This is a genomic window from Methanomicrobia archaeon, from assembly GCA_016930255.1.
Taxonomy (GTDB): Archaea; Halobacteriota; Syntropharchaeia; order Alkanophagales; family Methanospirareceae; genus JACGMN01.
In genome coordinates this window covers 1-16,622 of the sequence record JAFGHB010000027.1, presented here as the reverse complement: position 1 = coordinate 16,622, position 16,622 = coordinate 1, and the positions used below count along the sequence as shown (strand labels likewise).

Annotated in this window: 19 protein-coding genes and 1 tRNA gene; 11 read left to right on the top strand and 9 right to left on the bottom strand. The window is 50.0% G+C overall.

Annotated features, from left to right (window positions below):
* The first annotated feature begins 27 nt into the window (after positions 1 to 27).
* Positions 28 to 1,791, top strand: a complete 1,764-nt coding sequence (locus JW878_04650) for a vitamin B12-dependent ribonucleotide reductase (GenBank protein ID MBN1762352.1) — start codon at positions 28 to 30, stop codon at positions 1,789 to 1,791.
* A 153-nt stretch (positions 1,792 to 1,944) separates the two neighbouring features.
* Complete coding sequence (locus JW878_04645; protein MBN1762351.1) at positions 1,945 to 3,462, top strand: preprotein translocase subunit SecD; 1,518 nt, start codon at positions 1,945 to 1,947, stop codon at positions 3,460 to 3,462.
* Positions 3,463 to 3,553: 91 nt separating this feature from the next.
* Here JW878_04645 and JW878_04640 read toward each other — a convergent pair whose 3' ends face one another.
* Complete coding sequence (locus JW878_04640) at positions 3,554 to 4,699, bottom strand: iron-containing alcohol dehydrogenase (protein ID MBN1762350.1); 1,146 nt, start codon at positions 4,697 to 4,699, stop codon at positions 3,554 to 3,556.
* A 308-nt stretch (positions 4,700 to 5,007) separates the two neighbouring features.
* On the opposite strand from JW878_04640, the gene JW878_04635 reads away from it, so the two are divergent.
* The 3 genes from JW878_04635 (at position 5,008) to JW878_04625 (ending at position 6,791) form a co-directional block, all read left to right on the top strand.
* On the top strand, positions 5,008 to 6,027 hold the full coding sequence (locus JW878_04635; protein MBN1762349.1) for a (p)ppGpp synthetase: 1,020 nt from the start codon (positions 5,008 to 5,010) through the stop codon (positions 6,025 to 6,027).
* Between the two features lie 79 nt (positions 6,028 to 6,106).
* Positions 6,107 to 6,304, top strand: coding sequence for a hypothetical protein (locus JW878_04630; protein ID MBN1762348.1), 198 nt, complete (start codon positions 6,107 to 6,109; stop codon positions 6,302 to 6,304).
* Between the two features lie 193 nt (positions 6,305 to 6,497).
* On the top strand, positions 6,498 to 6,791 hold the full coding sequence (locus JW878_04625) for a winged helix-turn-helix transcriptional regulator (protein MBN1762347.1): 294 nt from the start codon (positions 6,498 to 6,500) through the stop codon (positions 6,789 to 6,791).
* 211 nt (positions 6,792 to 7,002) lie between these two features.
* Here the strand turns inward: JW878_04625 and JW878_04620 are convergent, their stop codons facing one another.
* The 3 genes from JW878_04620 to JW878_04610 are packed head-to-tail and all read right to left on the bottom strand — an operon-like array spanning position 7,003 to position 8,493.
* Entirely contained in the window at positions 7,003 to 7,341 is a 339-nt protein-coding gene (locus JW878_04620) for a hypothetical protein (protein ID MBN1762346.1), read from the bottom strand.
* A 47-nt stretch (positions 7,342 to 7,388) separates the two neighbouring features.
* On the bottom strand, positions 7,389 to 7,721 hold the full coding sequence (locus tag JW878_04615; protein ID MBN1762345.1) for a DUF2073 domain-containing protein: 333 nt from the start codon (positions 7,719 to 7,721) through the stop codon (positions 7,389 to 7,391).
* A gap of 37 nt (positions 7,722 to 7,758) precedes the next feature.
* A complete protein-coding gene (locus JW878_04610; protein ID MBN1762344.1) occupies positions 7,759 to 8,493 on the bottom strand; it encodes a GTP-binding protein in 735 nt (244 codons plus the stop codon).
* Positions 8,494 to 8,682: 189 nt separating this feature from the next.
* Between JW878_04610 and eif1A the strand changes: the two genes are divergently transcribed.
* From eif1A to JW878_04585, 5 genes are all read left to right on the top strand, one after another.
* Positions 8,683 to 8,994 carry a translation initiation factor eIF-1A gene (gene eif1A / locus JW878_04605; GenBank protein MBN1762343.1) on the top strand — a complete coding sequence of 104 codons (312 nt, stop codon included), beginning with the start codon at positions 8,683 to 8,685 and terminating at the stop codon, positions 8,992 to 8,994.
* Positions 8,964 to 9,815: a serine protein kinase RIO gene (locus JW878_04600; GenBank protein MBN1762342.1), complete on the top strand. Its 852-nt coding sequence runs from the start codon at positions 8,964 to 8,966 to the stop codon at positions 9,813 to 9,815. The genes eif1A and JW878_04600 overlap by 31 nt, the downstream gene beginning before the upstream one ends.
* 94 nt (positions 9,816 to 9,909) lie before the next feature.
* Complete coding sequence (locus JW878_04595) at positions 9,910 to 10,446, top strand: RNA-processing protein (GenBank protein MBN1762341.1); 537 nt, start codon at positions 9,910 to 9,912, stop codon at positions 10,444 to 10,446.
* A 97-nt stretch (positions 10,447 to 10,543) separates the two neighbouring features.
* The gene (locus JW878_04590) at positions 10,544 to 11,197 is read left to right on the top strand and encodes a protein-L-isoaspartate O-methyltransferase (protein MBN1762340.1); all 654 of its coding nucleotides are present in this window, start codon (positions 10,544 to 10,546) and stop codon (positions 11,195 to 11,197) included.
* A 19-nt stretch (positions 11,198 to 11,216) separates the two neighbouring features.
* Positions 11,217 to 11,669, top strand: a complete 453-nt coding sequence (locus JW878_04585) for a phosphatidylserine decarboxylase (GenBank protein MBN1762339.1) — start codon at positions 11,217 to 11,219, stop codon at positions 11,667 to 11,669.
* Between the two features lie 104 nt (positions 11,670 to 11,773).
* On the opposite strand, the gene JW878_04580 is transcribed toward JW878_04585, so the two are convergent.
* The 3 genes from JW878_04580 to JW878_04570 all read right to left on the bottom strand — a co-directional run bounded on the left by JW878_04580 (position 11,774) and on the right by JW878_04570 (position 14,533).
* A complete protein-coding gene (locus JW878_04580; GenBank protein ID MBN1762338.1) occupies positions 11,774 to 12,898 on the bottom strand; it encodes a hypothetical protein in 1,125 nt (374 codons plus the stop codon).
* 47 nt (positions 12,899 to 12,945) lie between these two features.
* Positions 12,946 to 14,451, bottom strand: coding sequence for a proline--tRNA ligase (locus JW878_04575; GenBank protein MBN1762337.1), 1,506 nt, complete (start codon positions 14,449 to 14,451; stop codon positions 12,946 to 12,948).
* A 10-nt stretch (positions 14,452 to 14,461) separates the two neighbouring features.
* Positions 14,462 to 14,533, bottom strand: a tRNA-Thr gene (locus JW878_04570).
* 72 nt (positions 14,534 to 14,605) lie between these two features.
* Between JW878_04570 and JW878_04565 the strand changes: the two genes are divergently transcribed.
* Positions 14,606 to 14,827: a UPF0058 family protein gene (locus JW878_04565; GenBank protein MBN1762336.1), complete on the top strand. Its 222-nt coding sequence runs from the start codon at positions 14,606 to 14,608 to the stop codon at positions 14,825 to 14,827.
* Between the two features lie 224 nt (positions 14,828 to 15,051).
* Here the strand turns inward: JW878_04565 and ribB are convergent, their stop codons facing one another.
* Both ribB and JW878_04555 read right to left on the bottom strand, forming a co-directional pair.
* A complete protein-coding gene (ribB, locus tag JW878_04560; protein ID MBN1762335.1) occupies positions 15,052 to 15,774 on the bottom strand; it encodes a 3,4-dihydroxy-2-butanone-4-phosphate synthase in 723 nt (240 codons plus the stop codon).
* A gap of 6 nt (positions 15,775 to 15,780) precedes the next feature.
* A complete protein-coding gene (locus tag JW878_04555; GenBank protein ID MBN1762334.1) occupies positions 15,781 to 16,449 on the bottom strand; it encodes a DUF120 domain-containing protein in 669 nt (222 codons plus the stop codon).
* Positions 16,450 to 16,622: the final 173 nt, after the last annotated feature.

Here is a 16,622-nt window from a genome sequence, read left to right as displayed (position 1 = left end):
CGACCCGGATCGAGAAATAAGAATGAAATGACGCTTTCTTTGAACGCTGAAGAGGTATTGAAGAGACGCTATTTGTTGAAGGGCGAACGCGGCGAGGTTATCGAGACTCCGCGTCAAATGTTCGCGCGTGTGGCGAAAGCAGTAGCGAGCGCGGAGCTGAAGTACGGCACGAGCAAAGAGGAATTGGAAGCGATCGAACAGCGCTTCTACCAGCTCATGCATGATTTGGAATTCCTGCCGAACAGCCCGACGCTCATGAATGCGGGAACCGAGCTCGGGCAGCTCGCTGCGTGCTTTGTTCTCCCAGTTGAGGATTCTATGGAGGGCATATTCGGCGCGGTTAAGAACATGGCGGTGATACACCAAAGCGGCGGTGGTACGGGCTTCTCATTCGCTCGACTCAGACCGAAAGGAGACATCGTGAAATCAACAGGTGGGATCGCTTCGGGGCCTGTTTCGTTCATGCGCGTGTTTGACGTCGCTACCGGCGTAATCAAGCAGGGCGGAAAGAGAAGAGGCGCGAACATGGGCATATTGGACGTTGATCATCCAGACATCATGAATTTTATACGAGCGAAAGAAGAAGGCGAGTTTGCCAATTTCAATACGTCCGTAGCCGTAACAGACGAGTTCATGCATGCTGTAGAACGGAATAAAGACTACGACCTCATCAATCCACGGTCGAAGGAAGTGGTAAGGCGCCTAAACGCACAGAAGGTTTTTGACGAAATCGTAACGTACGCGTGGAAGGTCGGCGACCCGGGGCTAATCTTTATCGATGAGATCAACCGACACAATCCTCTTTCTGCAATTGGCGCGATTGAGGCGACAAATCCGTGTTCCGAGCAGCCGCTCTTGCCCTACGAATCGTGCAATTTAGGTTCGATTAACGTTTCTCGATTTGTCAATTCGGGCAGTGGTGATGTGGATTGGGAGCGGCTTGAAGCAGCGATTTGGCTCTGCGTTCGGTTCTTAGATAACGTTATCGATGTAAACCAGTACCCGTTGCCGGAAATAGAGAAAATGACGCGTGCGAACCGTAAAATCGGGCTGGGCGTAATGGGATTCGCAGAACTGCTGATCACGCTGGGGATACCGTATGATTCGACGGATGCGCTTTCGTTGGCTGAAAAGCTCATGCGATTCGTTACCGACGAGGCGCGGCAGTGCTCACAGGCGCTGGGACTGGAAAAAGGCTCGTTTCCTAACTTCGAGCTGAACAGTTGGAAAGGATACAAACCGATGCGTAACGCCACGGTGACCACCATCGCGCCAACGGGCACGATAAGCATAATCGCAGGGTGTTCCAGCGGTATCGAGCCGTTATTCGCCGTTGCGTTTGTACGGAACGTAATGGGCGGCATGCTGGAGATAAACCAGCTGTTTAGAGCGATGGCGAAGGAGCGGGGCTTTTACAGCAAGAATTTGATAACTGAGATTGCGAAACGCGGCTCGATAATTGATACTGATGGCATTCCCACGGATATAAAGCGGATTTTTGTTACCGCACTCGATATCTCGCCGGAGTGGCACGTGCGAATGCAAGCGGCGTTTCAGAAGTACACGGACAACGCGGTCTCAAAGACCGTCAATCTCCCCGCGGATGCAACGCAAGAAGAGGTCAGACGTGTGTTTCTCCTGGCGTACGAACTCGGGTGCAAGGGCATTACCGTGTACCGCTACGGCAGTAAAGAGCAAGTCTTATCACTGGATATTCCAAAGCTCATGCTTGACGAGTACGTATCCGCCGATTCGGAATACGCGGGCGAGTGCAGGATCTGCTCGGTGTAGCGCTCTGCTCGTGATCTGATTGGTTAGTCGTTTTCTGATCCGCCGAGGGGGTGTTGGTGTCACAAAAGCGAGATTTATATGTAATTGTTCCTTCTGCTTATTAGCACTACTCATAGCGATGGAGCGGAAACAGAGGATAGAAGGGAGACGGAAATGAATGGGAATGGATTGTTAAAGGATATACGAGTAATTGCGTTGATTTTAACCGTTTTAGTGGCTTTGGTTCTCATTTATGCTTATCCTGCGCCACCTGCCGATGCAGGTATCAACGGTAATTTGCGATACGGCTTGGATTTGGTAGGCGGGTCCTGGCTGCAGTTGAAATTAGAAGGTACGGTCGCAGGTATAGACGCACCGATAAGTGCGCCCGAAGTGGCCGATTTCCTTGAGCAGGAGCTGAATGCCGAGGTGGTTTATTACAAAGGTGAAGATGTCTCGGTCTATGAGATACGGAAGAGCGTCTCGAAGGATGAGCTCGTGAACGTTTTGCAGGAGATAGGCGGCAGTTTAGTGACGAGGGTGGATGGCACGGACTTCTTTGAAGAGGGCGTAACACAAGAGACGCGCGACGAGACACGGCGAATAATAGACGTCAAGCTCAATTTGCTCGGCTTAGCGGATACGAACATACGAACGGTAGGTAACAATTTCATTCTTGTTGATCTCGCGGGTGTGGACATCGGAACGGCAAAGGCTATAGTAGGCAAGCCGGGAAAGTTCGAGATACGGATCCAGACGGCGGGCATCGGGAGCGACTTAGAGCAAGGAATGCGATTCGAGGAGATTGAGAATATCACGGCACATGTCGTCTTTGGCAGCGAAGGTATCGAGAGCAAGAGCGTCGGGACAATGCCCGTGCGAGAGAGCGAAAATTCACCATGGGGCGCTGCTTTTACGCTGACCGAAAAGGGGGCGACCGCATTACAAGAGGCCGCACTGGAATACGGCGCAACCGATAACCCAACCGACCACGAGCTCGCGATGCTGCTTGACGATGTGGTGATTTACAGCGCGCCGTTATCGCCTGAATTGGCGCAGGACTTAAAGACGAAGCCGGCGTACGCATTACGTGCGGAAACGGGGGTAGAAAACGAAGGATTCGAACGAGCGAAAGAGCTCATTATCCACTTAAAAGCGGGCGTGCTGCCGGTAAACGTGGAAATAATCGGTTCCGGAGAAGTGCCTGCGTATCTGGGCGCGAAATTCAAGGAGGGATCATTAATTGCGGGCTTTGCTGCGCTCCTGCTCGTTGCACTTGTTGTCTTCCTGCGCTATCAGGAAGGAAAGATCGTTTTACCGCTCTTTTTCACGCTGCTGAGCGAGGTGATCCTGATACTGGGCTTTGCTGCGGCGATAAACTGGCAGTTGGATTTGCCAAGCATAGCGGGAATCATCGCGGTGATCGGCACGGGCGTGGACCAGTTGGTGATCATCTCAGACGAAGTGATTTCAGGTGGCCGCTCCTCGGTGAGCATGTATCGCAAACGGATCTCATTTGCGTTCGGCATCATATTCGCTTCTGCCGCGACGACCATCGTGGCGATGCTCGCGCTTGCACTTCTGGCGCTCGGCACGCTGCGCGGTTTTGCGATCGTCACCATCGTTGGACTTGTGATCGGTATCTTTATTACGCGACCGGCATATGCGCGAATGATCGAAGAGTTACTCTAAGTTCTAGCTAGAGTGCCGTAACCGCTCAAGCTCTTTCCTGATGAATGGATGAATTCCGAAGTTACGAGCCGAAGTTTATTTACCTACCGCATCATCTCATCCCTTCGAGGATTTTTACCGCGTCTTCAAGCTCGACTGCGCGTGGATTGCGCGCTAAGTAGCCCTTTTCCTTTACCACCGCGTCGGCCAGTGCAGGCAGATCTTCCTTCGGCACGTCTACATCTGAAAGTCCCGTTGGCAGGTCAAGCTTCTCTAGCAGGCTCTTAACACGTGCAACAGTCCATGAAGCAGCTTCTTCTTCGGACAGCCCTGGCTCGCCCAGCTCTCGTGCAACTTTCGCCAGCTTCTCCTTTACCGCGGGTGCATTATACGCCATCACATAGGGCAAAGCGAGTGCGGCAGATACGCTGTGCGGGATTTTGTACCGTGCTCCGAGCGTATGCGCGATTGCGTGACCCGCGATGACGCCCGCATTGCCAAACGCCATACCTGCGAGCATCGCTGCTAACGAGAGCTTCAAACGCGCATCCAGATTATCACCGTGCACGAATGCTTCTTCTAAATTGTCCGTGATCTTCCGTATTGCTTCCAACGCAAACGAGTCGGTTAACGGGTTCGCGCCCAGTGAGAGGAACGCTTCTACCGCGTGACTCAAGGCATCCATGCCCGTCGAAGCGGTTATTCTGGGCGGCATGGTCGCGGTGAACGCGGCATCGATAAACACGACATCAGCGAGATTATACGGGCTCGCTATCGCTTTCTTCTTACCCTCCACAATGACGAGCGCGAACGGTGTAGCTTCGGCACCGGTACCTGCAGTTGTGGGAATAAAAATCTTCGGAACGCTGGGCTTGGCAATCTTATTGGCACCCAAAAAATCGCTCGCTTGCTGCTCTGGGTTCGCCGCCGCAGCCGCAGCGACTTTCGCCATATCCAGCACGCTTCCGCCTCCAACGCCCACAATCATGTCGTAATCCGCCCTTGCTGCGCTGGCAACCAATTCCGCATCGTCTAACGTCGGTTCTGACGCGACTGCATCGAAAATGTCAACCTCCACAACCTCTTTTAACGGCGTTTCCACCCTTCCACACAGACCAAGTCTTTGCATCGTCTCATCGGTAACGATGAGCGCCTTGGTTGCACCTAATCCTTTCGCCTCCGCTCCTATCTTCTCCTCCATCCCACCACCAAAGACAACCCGCTTTGGCAGTTGAACCGCATACATCATCATTCCCATCACCCCTTCTTAAGAATAAGAAAATGTTCCCATCGTTAAGTAAACTTCGGATTTTGGTAGTAGATGGATGTGTGAAGCCGACTAGACAGGGTATCCGGTGCACCTCACATGGAACGACGTTGCTCAGGCTTACCCCATTCTCGCTTCTTCCACGGCAAACTCTGAGCAAAAGGGAAAACTATATATATTGGTAATTACGATACAAACACGGGGGACCTAAAGTATTATGTTAGATATACAAAGTTCCAGAATAGAGGACTCAAAGATAAACCTTATTGTCGGAGGCAAATTTTATTGTGGAGACAACGATGAAACAACCACCCGATAAAGAAGCTCTGAGAAGTGAATACCTAAATGTATGTCCGAATTACGAGCGATTAGCGGTGAATCTTCAGCAAGCTTTCAAGAATTTTCTTGATGACGCGGGCATTGATGTGCTCGATGTTGTTTTTAGGATCAAGGACTTTGACTCTTTCTATGATAAGATACAAAGAAAGAGTTATGAGGCCCCATTCAAAGAGACAGAAGATATTTGCGGTCTGAGGATTATATGCTTTTACCCATCGGATTTGGAGAAAATATCACAGATAATAAACCGTGAATTTGACGTTAAAGAGTCTGTAGATAAAGCAGAGCTATTGGAACCCGACAAATTTGGATATCGTTCACTTCATTTCATCGTGACGGTAAAGAAGGATTGGCTAAGGGCACCTAACTACCGTGGTCTGGATAATCTCAAAGCTGAGGTACAAGTGCGCACAATTCTCATGCATGCCTGGGCTGATATCGAGCACAAACTTGCATATAAAAAGGAAGAACATGTTCCAGACCAATTCAAACGCAAATTGTATCGATTAAGTGCCCTATTTGAGATGGCTGACGAACAATTCGATGCTCTGTGGAAAGACAAAGAAGAATATCGTGAATCTCTGTTATCAGAGGGAGCTAAAGAGAGTGGCCAATTCGATGTTAGTCAACCGATGAATATCGATAGTCTGCAAGCCTTTCTCGACTTCTATTTCCCCGATAGAGAGGGATCTATTGAAGAGACGAGTCTTTTGCTCGACGAACTTACGAAATATAACGTATCGATAAAAGAGCTTGTGGAAGCCTTCGAGAAAGTAAAAGGCGTGTTGCCACAAGTAGAGGTACAAACATTTAAAAGATGGGAGGATTGGGGGGAATCCGCAGGGAGATGGGCACAAGTCGGTGTTGTAAGGACAATCTTGGAGCTAACAAATGACGATTACTGGAAGGTACGTAAAGGATGGCCGGGTAGTGATGTGATAAAAAAGTTCAGAATCGTATTATCTGAGCGGAATCCTTAATCACTGAGTTTTAACGTCAATATAAGTCAAATAAATCATTTTAATCGTCCTGAATGTTGTAAACGGAGAGAAAACCAAAATGCTGCGAACTATCCCTAATATCGCACTGAGAGTCGTAATTGCCATCGCGATCTTCATCATCGTCATGCTCGCCGTCGCCTGGCTCCTCGAAGACATCATCTACTTCTCGCTCTTCGTCGGCATCCCCGCGGGCATTATCAGCGCGGCGGTAGCATTCGTTGTCCTGACCTGGTATCGAACACACAAAAAGCGGTAGCCACTCGTAGTCTTTTTTGCGTTCGCGTTGGTCGATTGTACCGTACTGCACTACACGGTCGCGCGATGCACGAAACGAAGCGACGCACCGAATTTTGAAAAATCCAAAAAACGCGAAACAATGTGATATACCTTATCATATCCCTCGACTAAAAGCGAAAAGTTTATAACTGCTACTAAGGGAAAATTATAATATGGCAATAGAAGATAAGTTAGTAAAAGAAGCGCATGTGCTCGTGCATCCGATACGGTTTCGGATCGTGGAACTGCTCTTGAAGCAGCCAATGCACATCAACGAGATCAGTAAAGCGCTGGGCGAAGAGCGACGACTTGTTTCTTACCATCTGGATCTTCTGGAGGAATACGGCTTCGTGAATAGTAAGCACGAACTCTCGACAAAGCCCAAGTTGAAGGGCCGCGCGATACGGACCTACTGGGTGACCGATAAAGTACAAGAAGTAATTACCGCGATCAAAAAGAAGCTTTAGCGTTTCCGTTCGCATGCACTATCCGGTTCGTACCTACTACGTAGTCCGTCTGCCGCTCGCCAGCCCACCTTATCTCTCTGGTCGGTAACTACTACCGTCGCTCGTTAGTTAGTCAGCTCGTTACCGTTTAAAACTGCGTGCCGCTGGCAGATGAAGACGTAGGAACGTCCGTCCCGCAGACAAATCCGTCTGCCTAGCCGTTATAAGAAAATCACCGCTTCTGCTGCTTTTTCTTCTTCTTGAAGAGCGCGGGTAACGGAACGACGTACGTGCCGTTCTCCTTGAGCCGCATGACGATCTCCTTGCGCTCTAACAGTGCATCCAGATTGAGTTCGTAGACGCCGGGACTCAGGATCCGTAAGCTCTCTATCCGCTCGCCCTCTACGGGCTCCCGCTCCTCTATTTGTATCCGATCCACCAGCTCTGCCGCATTTATGTCCTCGACGTCCTTCAGGTAAAGAAAGAGCTTGCCGCCACAGTTCGGGCAGCCCTTCAACATCGCTTCCGTTATCTTCTCAAACTTCGTCCCGCATTTCAGACATTTATGCATTTTGCTTTTTGGTTTGATTCGATTCAGTTCAGTTCAGTCGGTTCGGTTCAAACTGCAGAAACGACCGTGCTTATAAGGTCTTTGTCCTTCTTTATCGTGCGCATCACCTTCGCAGGCCCGATGACGGTGAGTCGCGTCTTCTTCCTCAGATTGAGAAAACCTCGCTTCGCCGGATAGCCCCCGATCTCAATGCCCGGGAAATCATCGTCCACCTCTGCCATGGTGAGCTCTATAAGCTGCATCTGCTCCTCCGTACTCAGACCGCCTTCTAATATCACGATGTTACCTGACTTCACCCCATCCAGTATAAATCGCAGCTTCTCCATCGAGCCCATCGAATTTATTTTATCTTCAGAGATCAGATCCATTTTTATTTCCATCGTTTACGCTCTCACTCTCCTCTTTTTCGCGTTCCGGTTACTTGAACCTCCTCGCCATTTCCTCATACAAGTCCTCCATGTGCTCACCCTTCAATGCTGAGATGGGTATGACTGTGTGCTGGGGAAACGCGTCCTTTATCCGCTGTGGCGATGCCTCTGGGAGATCGATTTTATTTGCCACCACTATCACGGGAATGCCCCGCGCCTCTAAATTCCCGATTATCACGATGTTCGTCTGCGTATACGGATCCTCGCACGCATCCATCAGGAGCAGAACGCCATCAATATCGTCGAGCCACTTGATCGCCTCTATGACGCCTTCCGTCGCCTCCTTCGCACGTTTCTTCGCCTCCGCCTCGTCTAACCCGAACGCCAGGAAATCGTGAAAATCTATCTTCGTCGCTAAACCGGGCGTATCGACGATGTCAAGCTTCAATTTCGCTTTCGACTCACGCGGCTTCGAATCCGAAGTTGAAGATGAGTCCGTGGCCTCGTTGCTGTAAGGGTTCTGCAACGCCTTTGCCTTCAGGTCTATAAGCACTCCTTCCTTTCTTATCGCTCTCCGTGTCTCATGGGGCACGTCCGTAGACACCCCTATATCCTCGTTCTCGTCCACAAACGTATGAATTACTCTATTCGCTAACGTCGTCTTACCAGCATTTGGCGGGCCATAAATACCTATCCGCGCCGTTGCCTTCCTGAAGAAAAATACCCTTAATAGCCGCGCTAAAATGCCCTTCCTCCTTCTCCGCTGCTTCATCACGTCTTCCATCCTTCCCTTATACCATACATAATACGTTTTACTCGAAGATTCGCTTAAACTTAATATTACTCTATTGCTTTGTTTTTCATAACATTCACATTAAATTTAAATATTTCGCAGAGGCATAGGGGGAAAACCGTCTGCGAGAGCAGGAAGAGGGGAAGTTGCAGGCAGAGCGGCGAGCCGACGGGGAGAGTAATGGTATATAAGACACGAGAAGGAGGGGGGGAGGAAGAAGTAATACGCGTCCGTATCCCGCAGAAGAATAAGCGCGAGGTGCTGGGGGTAGTGGATAAAATGCTGGGCGGACGACGAGCAATAGTGCAGTGCGTGGACGGCGTCGAGCGAATGGGTCGTATTCCCGGCAGGTTGAAGCGTCGACAATGGGTTGCTCCTGGTAATGTGGTTATTATTGTTCCCTGGGACTTCCAGGATGAAAAGGGCGAAATTATCTACCGATATACGCGACCGCAAGCAGAATGGCTGAGAAAGAAGGGCTATTTGAAATAGATAAGTGGATTAGCGACCGGCAAGTACCCAAAGGCAAACGCAGGAAGAAGGATTTTCGCGATCGCAAAACAGAGCAGTACGTCTTCGACATTTCTACGCTGGAAACACTCTACAAGTTCTCGAAGAAGGGGTTGATAACCGCGTTAGGCGGCCCTATCAGCCGGGGCAAAGAGGCAGTCATTTTTCACGCGCTCGGCGCGGATGACGAGGAGGAACTGGCGATCAAAGTGTACAAAATAAACACTGCGAACTTCAACGCGATGCTTGACTATATCATCGGCGATCCGCGGTTCAAACATATAAAGAAAGATCACCGGAGCGTCATATTCGCCTGGGCGCGTAAGGAGTTCAAGAATCTTAATCGCGCTTTCGATGCCGGCGTTCGAGTCCCGCAGCCGATCGCCTGTGATAAGAATGTGTTACTCATGGAGTTCATCGGCAGAGACGGGATGGCCGCGCCACGCTTGAAGGACATCCCCGTAGACATTCTCACTGAAGATCTCGATATCGAAGAGCTCTTCCTCCGTATCGTTTCCGCTATGAAAGCCATGTACGAGAAGGGCACTATGGTGCATGCGGATCTCAGCGAGTTCAATATCGTGATGAACGGCTATGTAGAGCGCGAATTAGGACCGGCGGCAAAAGCGGGTGCAACAGTTAAGATCGAGCCGGTGCTAATCGATCTGGGTCAAGCTGTACTGTTAGACCATCCCAATGCCGATGCATTCCTCTTGCGAGACGCGCGCAATATCGTTACCTACTTCAACAAACTCGGGCTCGATCATTCCGAGGATGAAGTAATGGCGATGGTGAAGGGCTAAGGCTGAATAGCACACGCCGCACAAAGTTTAAAATGTTTCGAGAGGCAACATGTTTATTGATAACGAGACTTGATGATTTAGGAGCGTTAAACAAATGGTAACCCAACACGTTAAGATTCCTCAGGATAGAATAGGCGTGCTCATCGGTCATAACGGCTTTGTAAAGGAGGACATAGAGCGGAAATCCGAGTGCACGATAACCGTCGATAGCACTGACGGCGAGGTCTGTGTGGAGAGCATCGAGGGCGGAGACCCGCTAAAAATGCTCAGGGTTACTGAAGTGATAAGGGCGATCGGCCGTGGCTTTTCGCCCGAAAATGCGTTTGCACTCCTTGACGATGATTTCCTACTCCTCGAGGTCATCTCGCTTTCGCATCTCTCGCCGAAGACGCTAACCCGCGTGAAAGGGCGGATAATCGGTCGAAATGGGAAGACGAGGCGAATAATCGAGGAGTTAGCGAACGTAAAAATATCCGTTTACGGGAAGACGATCAGCTTAATCGGTGATGCGGAGCGGATACGAACAGCGCATGACGCGATAGCGCTGCTGATACAGGGCTCATCCCACAACTCGGTGTATAGCTTTTTGGAGCGGAAGCGAAGAGCAGAAGCGGAGCAGGCAGGATGGTGATACAGGTGAACACCGACGCGTTACAAAGAGCTCGTAAGAATCATTATTATAGCTTCGTAAATCGTACTTTGTAATGTTTAGCTTACCTATTTGAAAGATGGAAGAGGAGCGTGGCTACGAGGAAGAGAGGAAGAGGCTGGTTGACCATCTTAGGCGACAGGGAGTTAGTGAGGCGGTTTTAATCGCGATGCTCCAAGTTAAACGACATCTTTTCGTACCTCAGTATCTCAATGCTCAGGCCTATGCTGATTATCCACTGCCCATCGGCGAAGGACAGACGATAAGCGCGCCACATATGGTTGCGATGATGTGCGATTACTTAGAGCTTGAGCGGAATGATAGAGTGCTTGAAATCGGCGCTGGCTCCGGGTACCATGCCGCGGTCATTGCTGAGCTGATCGGCGATGAGGGCCGCGTTTATTCCGTGGAACGGATCCCGTGGCTGGTGGAGTTCGCACGGGGAAACCTAGAGCGTGCGGAGTATACAAATGTGACGGTACTTTCGGGTGACGGCACTCTGGGCCTGCCGGAACATGCGCCATACGATAAAATAAGCGTGACCTGTGCGGCTCCTGACGTGCCGCCGCCGTTACTCGAGCAGTTGAAACACGGCGGCAAGCTGATTATACCGATCGGGAAATACCGGCAGGTGCTCTATTTACTGGAGAAGATAAACGGCGTAAAGCGAGAAAGAAAAGCCGATGTGGTTTTCGTGCCTTTGTTAGGCAAATACGGATTCAAATGGGATTAACACGAATAAAGGAATGAACATGAGCGGAAATATGCTTTCACCGGCAAGCGGGAAAGTGCTGAGGATCGGAGCAGATGGGGAGAGCAGAACGATCACGATATTCATGCATCTTCATAATGTGCACGTAACGTCCGCGCCGTTAGATGCCGTGGTGAAGAAGATAACGCCGGAAAAAGGCTCTTTCAAGCCTGCTTTCCTTCGCAGTGCCGATTCCAATACGAAAAATACGATAGAATTAGGCACGGAATATGGCGATCTAAAAGTAATACAAATAGCAGGATTCTTCACGCGGAAAATACTGTGCGATGTGGAAGAGGGGCAGGAAGTGCGGAAAGGAGAGAGGATAGGTAAGATCTGCTTCGGCTCTCGTGTGGACATAACCATTCCCAAGGGGTTCGAGGTGCTCGTGGAAGAAGGCACCCGTGTGAAGTGCGGAAAAACGACGATCGCTGTGTTGCAGACCGGAAAATGAATATAGGAAACTACAAAGTGTACAAAAACCAAATAAATCTAAAAACACCCACTATCTCTTGTTACGCATTCTACAGTGCGCGTTTTGTTTTTTTGCTCACGGGATTACTGCGTCACGGAGTGTTCCCACCATTGCATAATGTACTCGGGCAGCGTAAACCTTCGTAGATTCAATCGTTCCACTAAGTGCATTGGAAGCGGGCTAAGTGTGAAGGTCGCGCGTTCGTAGAACGTCGTCGGTGATGACTCTATAACAAAACTTTCAGACTCCTCCGATAGGGTGGATTCGTTACCGACGAGAGAATAAACGTAAGCGCCAGTTTTCTGCTGCTCCCGACACCACTTTACAACTGATTCGGTTTCACCTGACCACGAGATTAAAAACAGAATATCACCTGCGCGAGGTCGTGGCGCAAACGGTCCCGACAAATAGGCCTCGTCGCCCAGGGCGCGTTTCACATGCTGCAGCCGTATCGCAGTCATCTTCGCCACGTTTCGCGCGGGACCGAGCCCGCCAAGGGTTATACGGCTTCTCGTCTCCAGCCTGGCAATGAGCTCGCGGTACATATCCGAACGAACAAATCCATCCACGATACTGCCTATCACCGCGGACTCTTCCTCTATCTTTTTAAATACCGCTTTGTCATCCTTGTTCTCGTTTATCGCTTCCTTCGTCTTTTGAAAGAGCAGCAACGAACTCAGTTCATAGATGTCGTTCATTATGCCGTGTTTGAGAAATTCGTTCAGGGTGTCCGGTGGTATTTCTTCTCGCCCTTCCAGCTCGACGATATGTCCATACTCCTTCTCGCCCACCTGTCCGATTGACGAGTTCCGATTCGAGACGACGGCATCGATCGTGAATTTATCGCTCTTCGTCCGCTCGATATAATCGGAGAGCTGCTTGACCACGATTTTAGGCGTTGTCGTCTCGCCACTGCCGGAATTAACGAGCAGTGCGATCCGCTCATACTTCTCCTCCAATATCGGTGCGGCCTCCAGGATGTTTCGACCAGGAAAATCAATATCTATCACTGTCTCTACTTCCTTCTTCATCTGGCCCATACCGATATAGAGCGCGCTCTGTGACCTGCCTTCGCCGATGAGAACGATACAATCCGCGTCATTGAGGTCGTCGAAAAAGGGCTTAAAATCTCGCGTATTCACGTTGCGAACATTTTTTACGACGGTATTGATATACCCCACTTCTTCACTGATGTTAATTGGTGTCATACGCCATAGGAATAGAAACAGTACTCCTGTTTAAGCTTTTCGATTACTCAATATGCGCGAGCGACATACACCCTCTTTGCAGGTCGTGAGCAGATCACGCAGTTACATTCGCCCTTTTCGCGCTCTTCGATAGTCCCGTTTACTGCCTCGCCTAACACGCTTACACCAAGCTGCTCCTCTATCGCCTGCCCGCATTCTTCGCTGCCGCACAGGAATAGGGATACAATGCCTCGTTCAGTCTTTCTTTTCAACTCAGCCATCGTCTCCTCGCTGCTCTCGTTACCTCTGCTGTTCTCGTCGTAGGTATAAATGGAAGTGCGTAGCGCTTCGTTCGCATCGTCATGAATGCTCATTTGGATTTCTTCCAGCGTTCGCTGCACTTCAGGTACAACATCACGAAGCGGGACGTGTTTCCGGCTGCCGTCGCTTCTCATTACAAATTCGCAGCTCTTGCTCTTCAAATCCCGCGGGCCGAGCTCGATTCGCAAAGGCACGCCGCGCATCTCCCATCGATAAAACTTTGCACCCGGTCTGTCCTCTGAATCATCCAGGAACGCTCGTATGCCCGCTTTCTTTGATTCCTCGTATACTACTATGCATGCATCCTCCACAGGATTTCCGCCGTTTTCGCTTCCTCCTGCCTTGCGTGAGAATAGGATCGGCACGATAACGACCTGTATGGGTGCGACTTGTGGCGGCAGTACAAGGCCGTGGTCATCACCGTGAATCGCGATCACCGAGGCGACGCATCGCTCCGAAATGCCGTAGCAGGTCTGATTTACGAACTGCAACGAGCCGTCTTTATCCTCGTATTTTATGTCAAAGGTTCGTGCAAAGCTTTCGCCGAGTAAATGAATCGTCCCGATTTGCAACGTCCTGCCGTCTGGCATAACGGTATCGAAGGCGATAGAATATTCCGCGCCCGGGAATTTGTCCCAATCGGGTCGTCGTGTGATCACATAAGGGACTGCAAGCTGGTCAAAGAAGCTTTTGTATAACGTCATCGCCTTCTTTACCTGCTCCTCTGCATCTGCCAAGGTTGCGTGCGCGGTGTGCGCCTCTTTGAATGACGTTATCTCCCGCAGCCGAATGAGCGGTCGTGTATGTTTCGTCTCATATCTGAACGTATTTACTACCTGGTAGATCCGGATAGGTAAGTCGCGATGCGACCGTATCCAGACTTTAAACACAGGATAGATCGCGGTCTCCGAGGTAGGGCGGAGTGCGAGCGGAATATCCAATTCGGTGCTCCCGCCTCGGGTCACCCAAAAGACCTCCTCCTCGAAGCCCTTTATGTGCTCCTTCTCCTTCATCAGCTCGTCCTTCGGTATGAGCAGAGGGAACTTCACCTCGTCGTGCTCCTCGTTCAAGAGCGACCGCAGAATGCTGTAAACGAGATTCCGCAACTTGTAGCCGTAGGGATACCAGACATACACGCCCTTCACCGGATACCGGATGTCCAGAATCTCTGCTCGTTTCAGGATCTCGCCATACCACTCGCTGAAGTTGCCTTCCTTCTGTATGACCGTCTGGGCTTCCTCTTTGCGTTGCATTGTTAGTGAAAGCCGCTGGTGGGATTTGAACCCACGACCTGCTGATTACGAATCAGCTGCTCTACCTCTAAGCCACAGCGGCATCCGTACTATAGTGCAGGTAATCTTTTGTGAGCCATAGTATTTATATACTACAAAAAAGCAAAGGAGTATCATGAAGAAAGAGGAGTTGGTACATCTCCATATGTTACTGGCTCAGATGAAGAAGTATTGTGAGGAGCACGGTTTGGATTGCGATTTCAAGAAATATAACGAGCTTGCGATCTCGCCGTTTCAAGTACACCGTAGCAAGGACGAGCACAAGCAGGCTATTTTTGTGTTAGGATCCGAACTCGCATCAATGGCGGCGAAGAGCAATTTCATCGGCTATAAATAGCCAGCCACCACGCAGAAAAAACCATGCTTCTCGGTAATGGAAGGCAGCGCCATTTCTGAATTTGGGTTTTAGGATATGTATTCTCTCAGCAGTAATAAAAAGGCCTTATTGTCAATGTGCTCTGTGTTAATAGTACTCAGAATTATCACACAAAGGCAATGTTGCCTTAATCTGGCAACCCCTGAAGAGAAGATGATGACCGCTGACGAGCGGTGTGATTTGGATTAGTAAGATGAAAGCGAATGAAACGCTTCTACTATCTCCTTCCCCTCCATAAAGATCATGCCTCGTTTGGATGCGAAAGCCTTTGCATCCGTCTTGGAGAGCGCTCTCCCTGATTTGGTATCTAACATCTCGCAAATCAACATAGCTGGAGGGATGCCTGCAAGCAGAGCCAACGCCACGGAAAGCTCTGTCTGGCCTTGCCTTTCATCGAGCAGGCCATCCGCAGCTCTGAGTAATGCGACATGCCCTGGCGCTCGGAATTCCGTGTAAAAATCGCACGAGCGGTCACCACCGTTCGCTACTCTCTCCACTGCTTCTCCTATCTTCTTTATGGTCAAAGCCCTGTCCCTATCGGTTATGCCGGTGAACGTATCACGATGGTTCACCCAGAGGGAGAAGGAAGAGCGTTTATCGTACTGAAGGTCGCCTTTTCCCTCTACTACCTTCCTGAGATACGAGTAGTTATCATTCATGTTCTTCAGAATATCACTCATCAGTGGAAGGCCGAGTTTATCAGCAGCAGTAGAAGGGATGGCAACGCATATAAGCCCGCCAGCCTCGTTCCTGAAATACGCGACCGTCCGGGGCGTCACAAAGGAAGCAGGTACGACAAAGTCCGTCTCGCCTTCTCTATCTTCCGCATCGTAGATCAACACGAGTTTTCCCTCTTGTACGTATGCTATACCCTTCTTTACCGATTCCGGGATGTTGTTCGTGCTCATCGTTCTTTATATCGCCACTCGAGTTCGTACCTCGTCCCCGTTCTTAAGATCAAGCTCGCCGCGTAAGTAAACCGGTGAAATAATCTCCAGAATATCTTCAGGATAGTGTGTACGATCGGGGATGATAACCGCGCTTTTTATTCCTTCCGCTCGCTCATTCAAGATCTTACAAGGGAAACATTTGCCGCCGCCAAAGGTCCGGTTCTCGGATTCGAACGGTTCTATATTTATCCCTTTGCGTCCATCAAGCTTCTTCCGTGCTACGATACAGAGCAGGTCAAGGCTGAGATTCAGGGTGCCGGGGAATGGAATGAAGCCCAATTTAGCCTCGAATTGCTTTTTATATCCATTAAGCGTCGTGTAATAGCCGCCCTCGCCCAGGCCGGTTACCAACCGTCCTGCGATTTCAACCTCGATCTTCGGTGTGGAAAAAAAGAGCTCCTGATATTCGTAACATTCCTTCTTTAAGAACTCTACGCCCTTCGTGGTCAGCATTATCCACTGGCCATCCGCGATTATTCTCCGGTGCACGAGATTTTCTCTTTCAAGCTCTTGCAGTCGCCTCGCGGCAGTTTGTACGCTCGCTCCAATGCCCTCGGCGAAATGCCCGGAGGACAATTTAATCGGCTGTTCGATCGCACCTAACAACGCGAGCTTCCGTAACGAAAATATTATGTCTCCACCCATCTTCTTTTCTTCGTGACCACGTCAATTTTGAGATATATCTCATAAATAGGGGGGGACATATATAAAGGTTGATGTTTTGTTAAGTAAACTTTGAAACTACCCGGTATAAAGTGATGCTGGTATGGCTTTGATCCCTCTATGATACCTTTTAGTGTTGAACC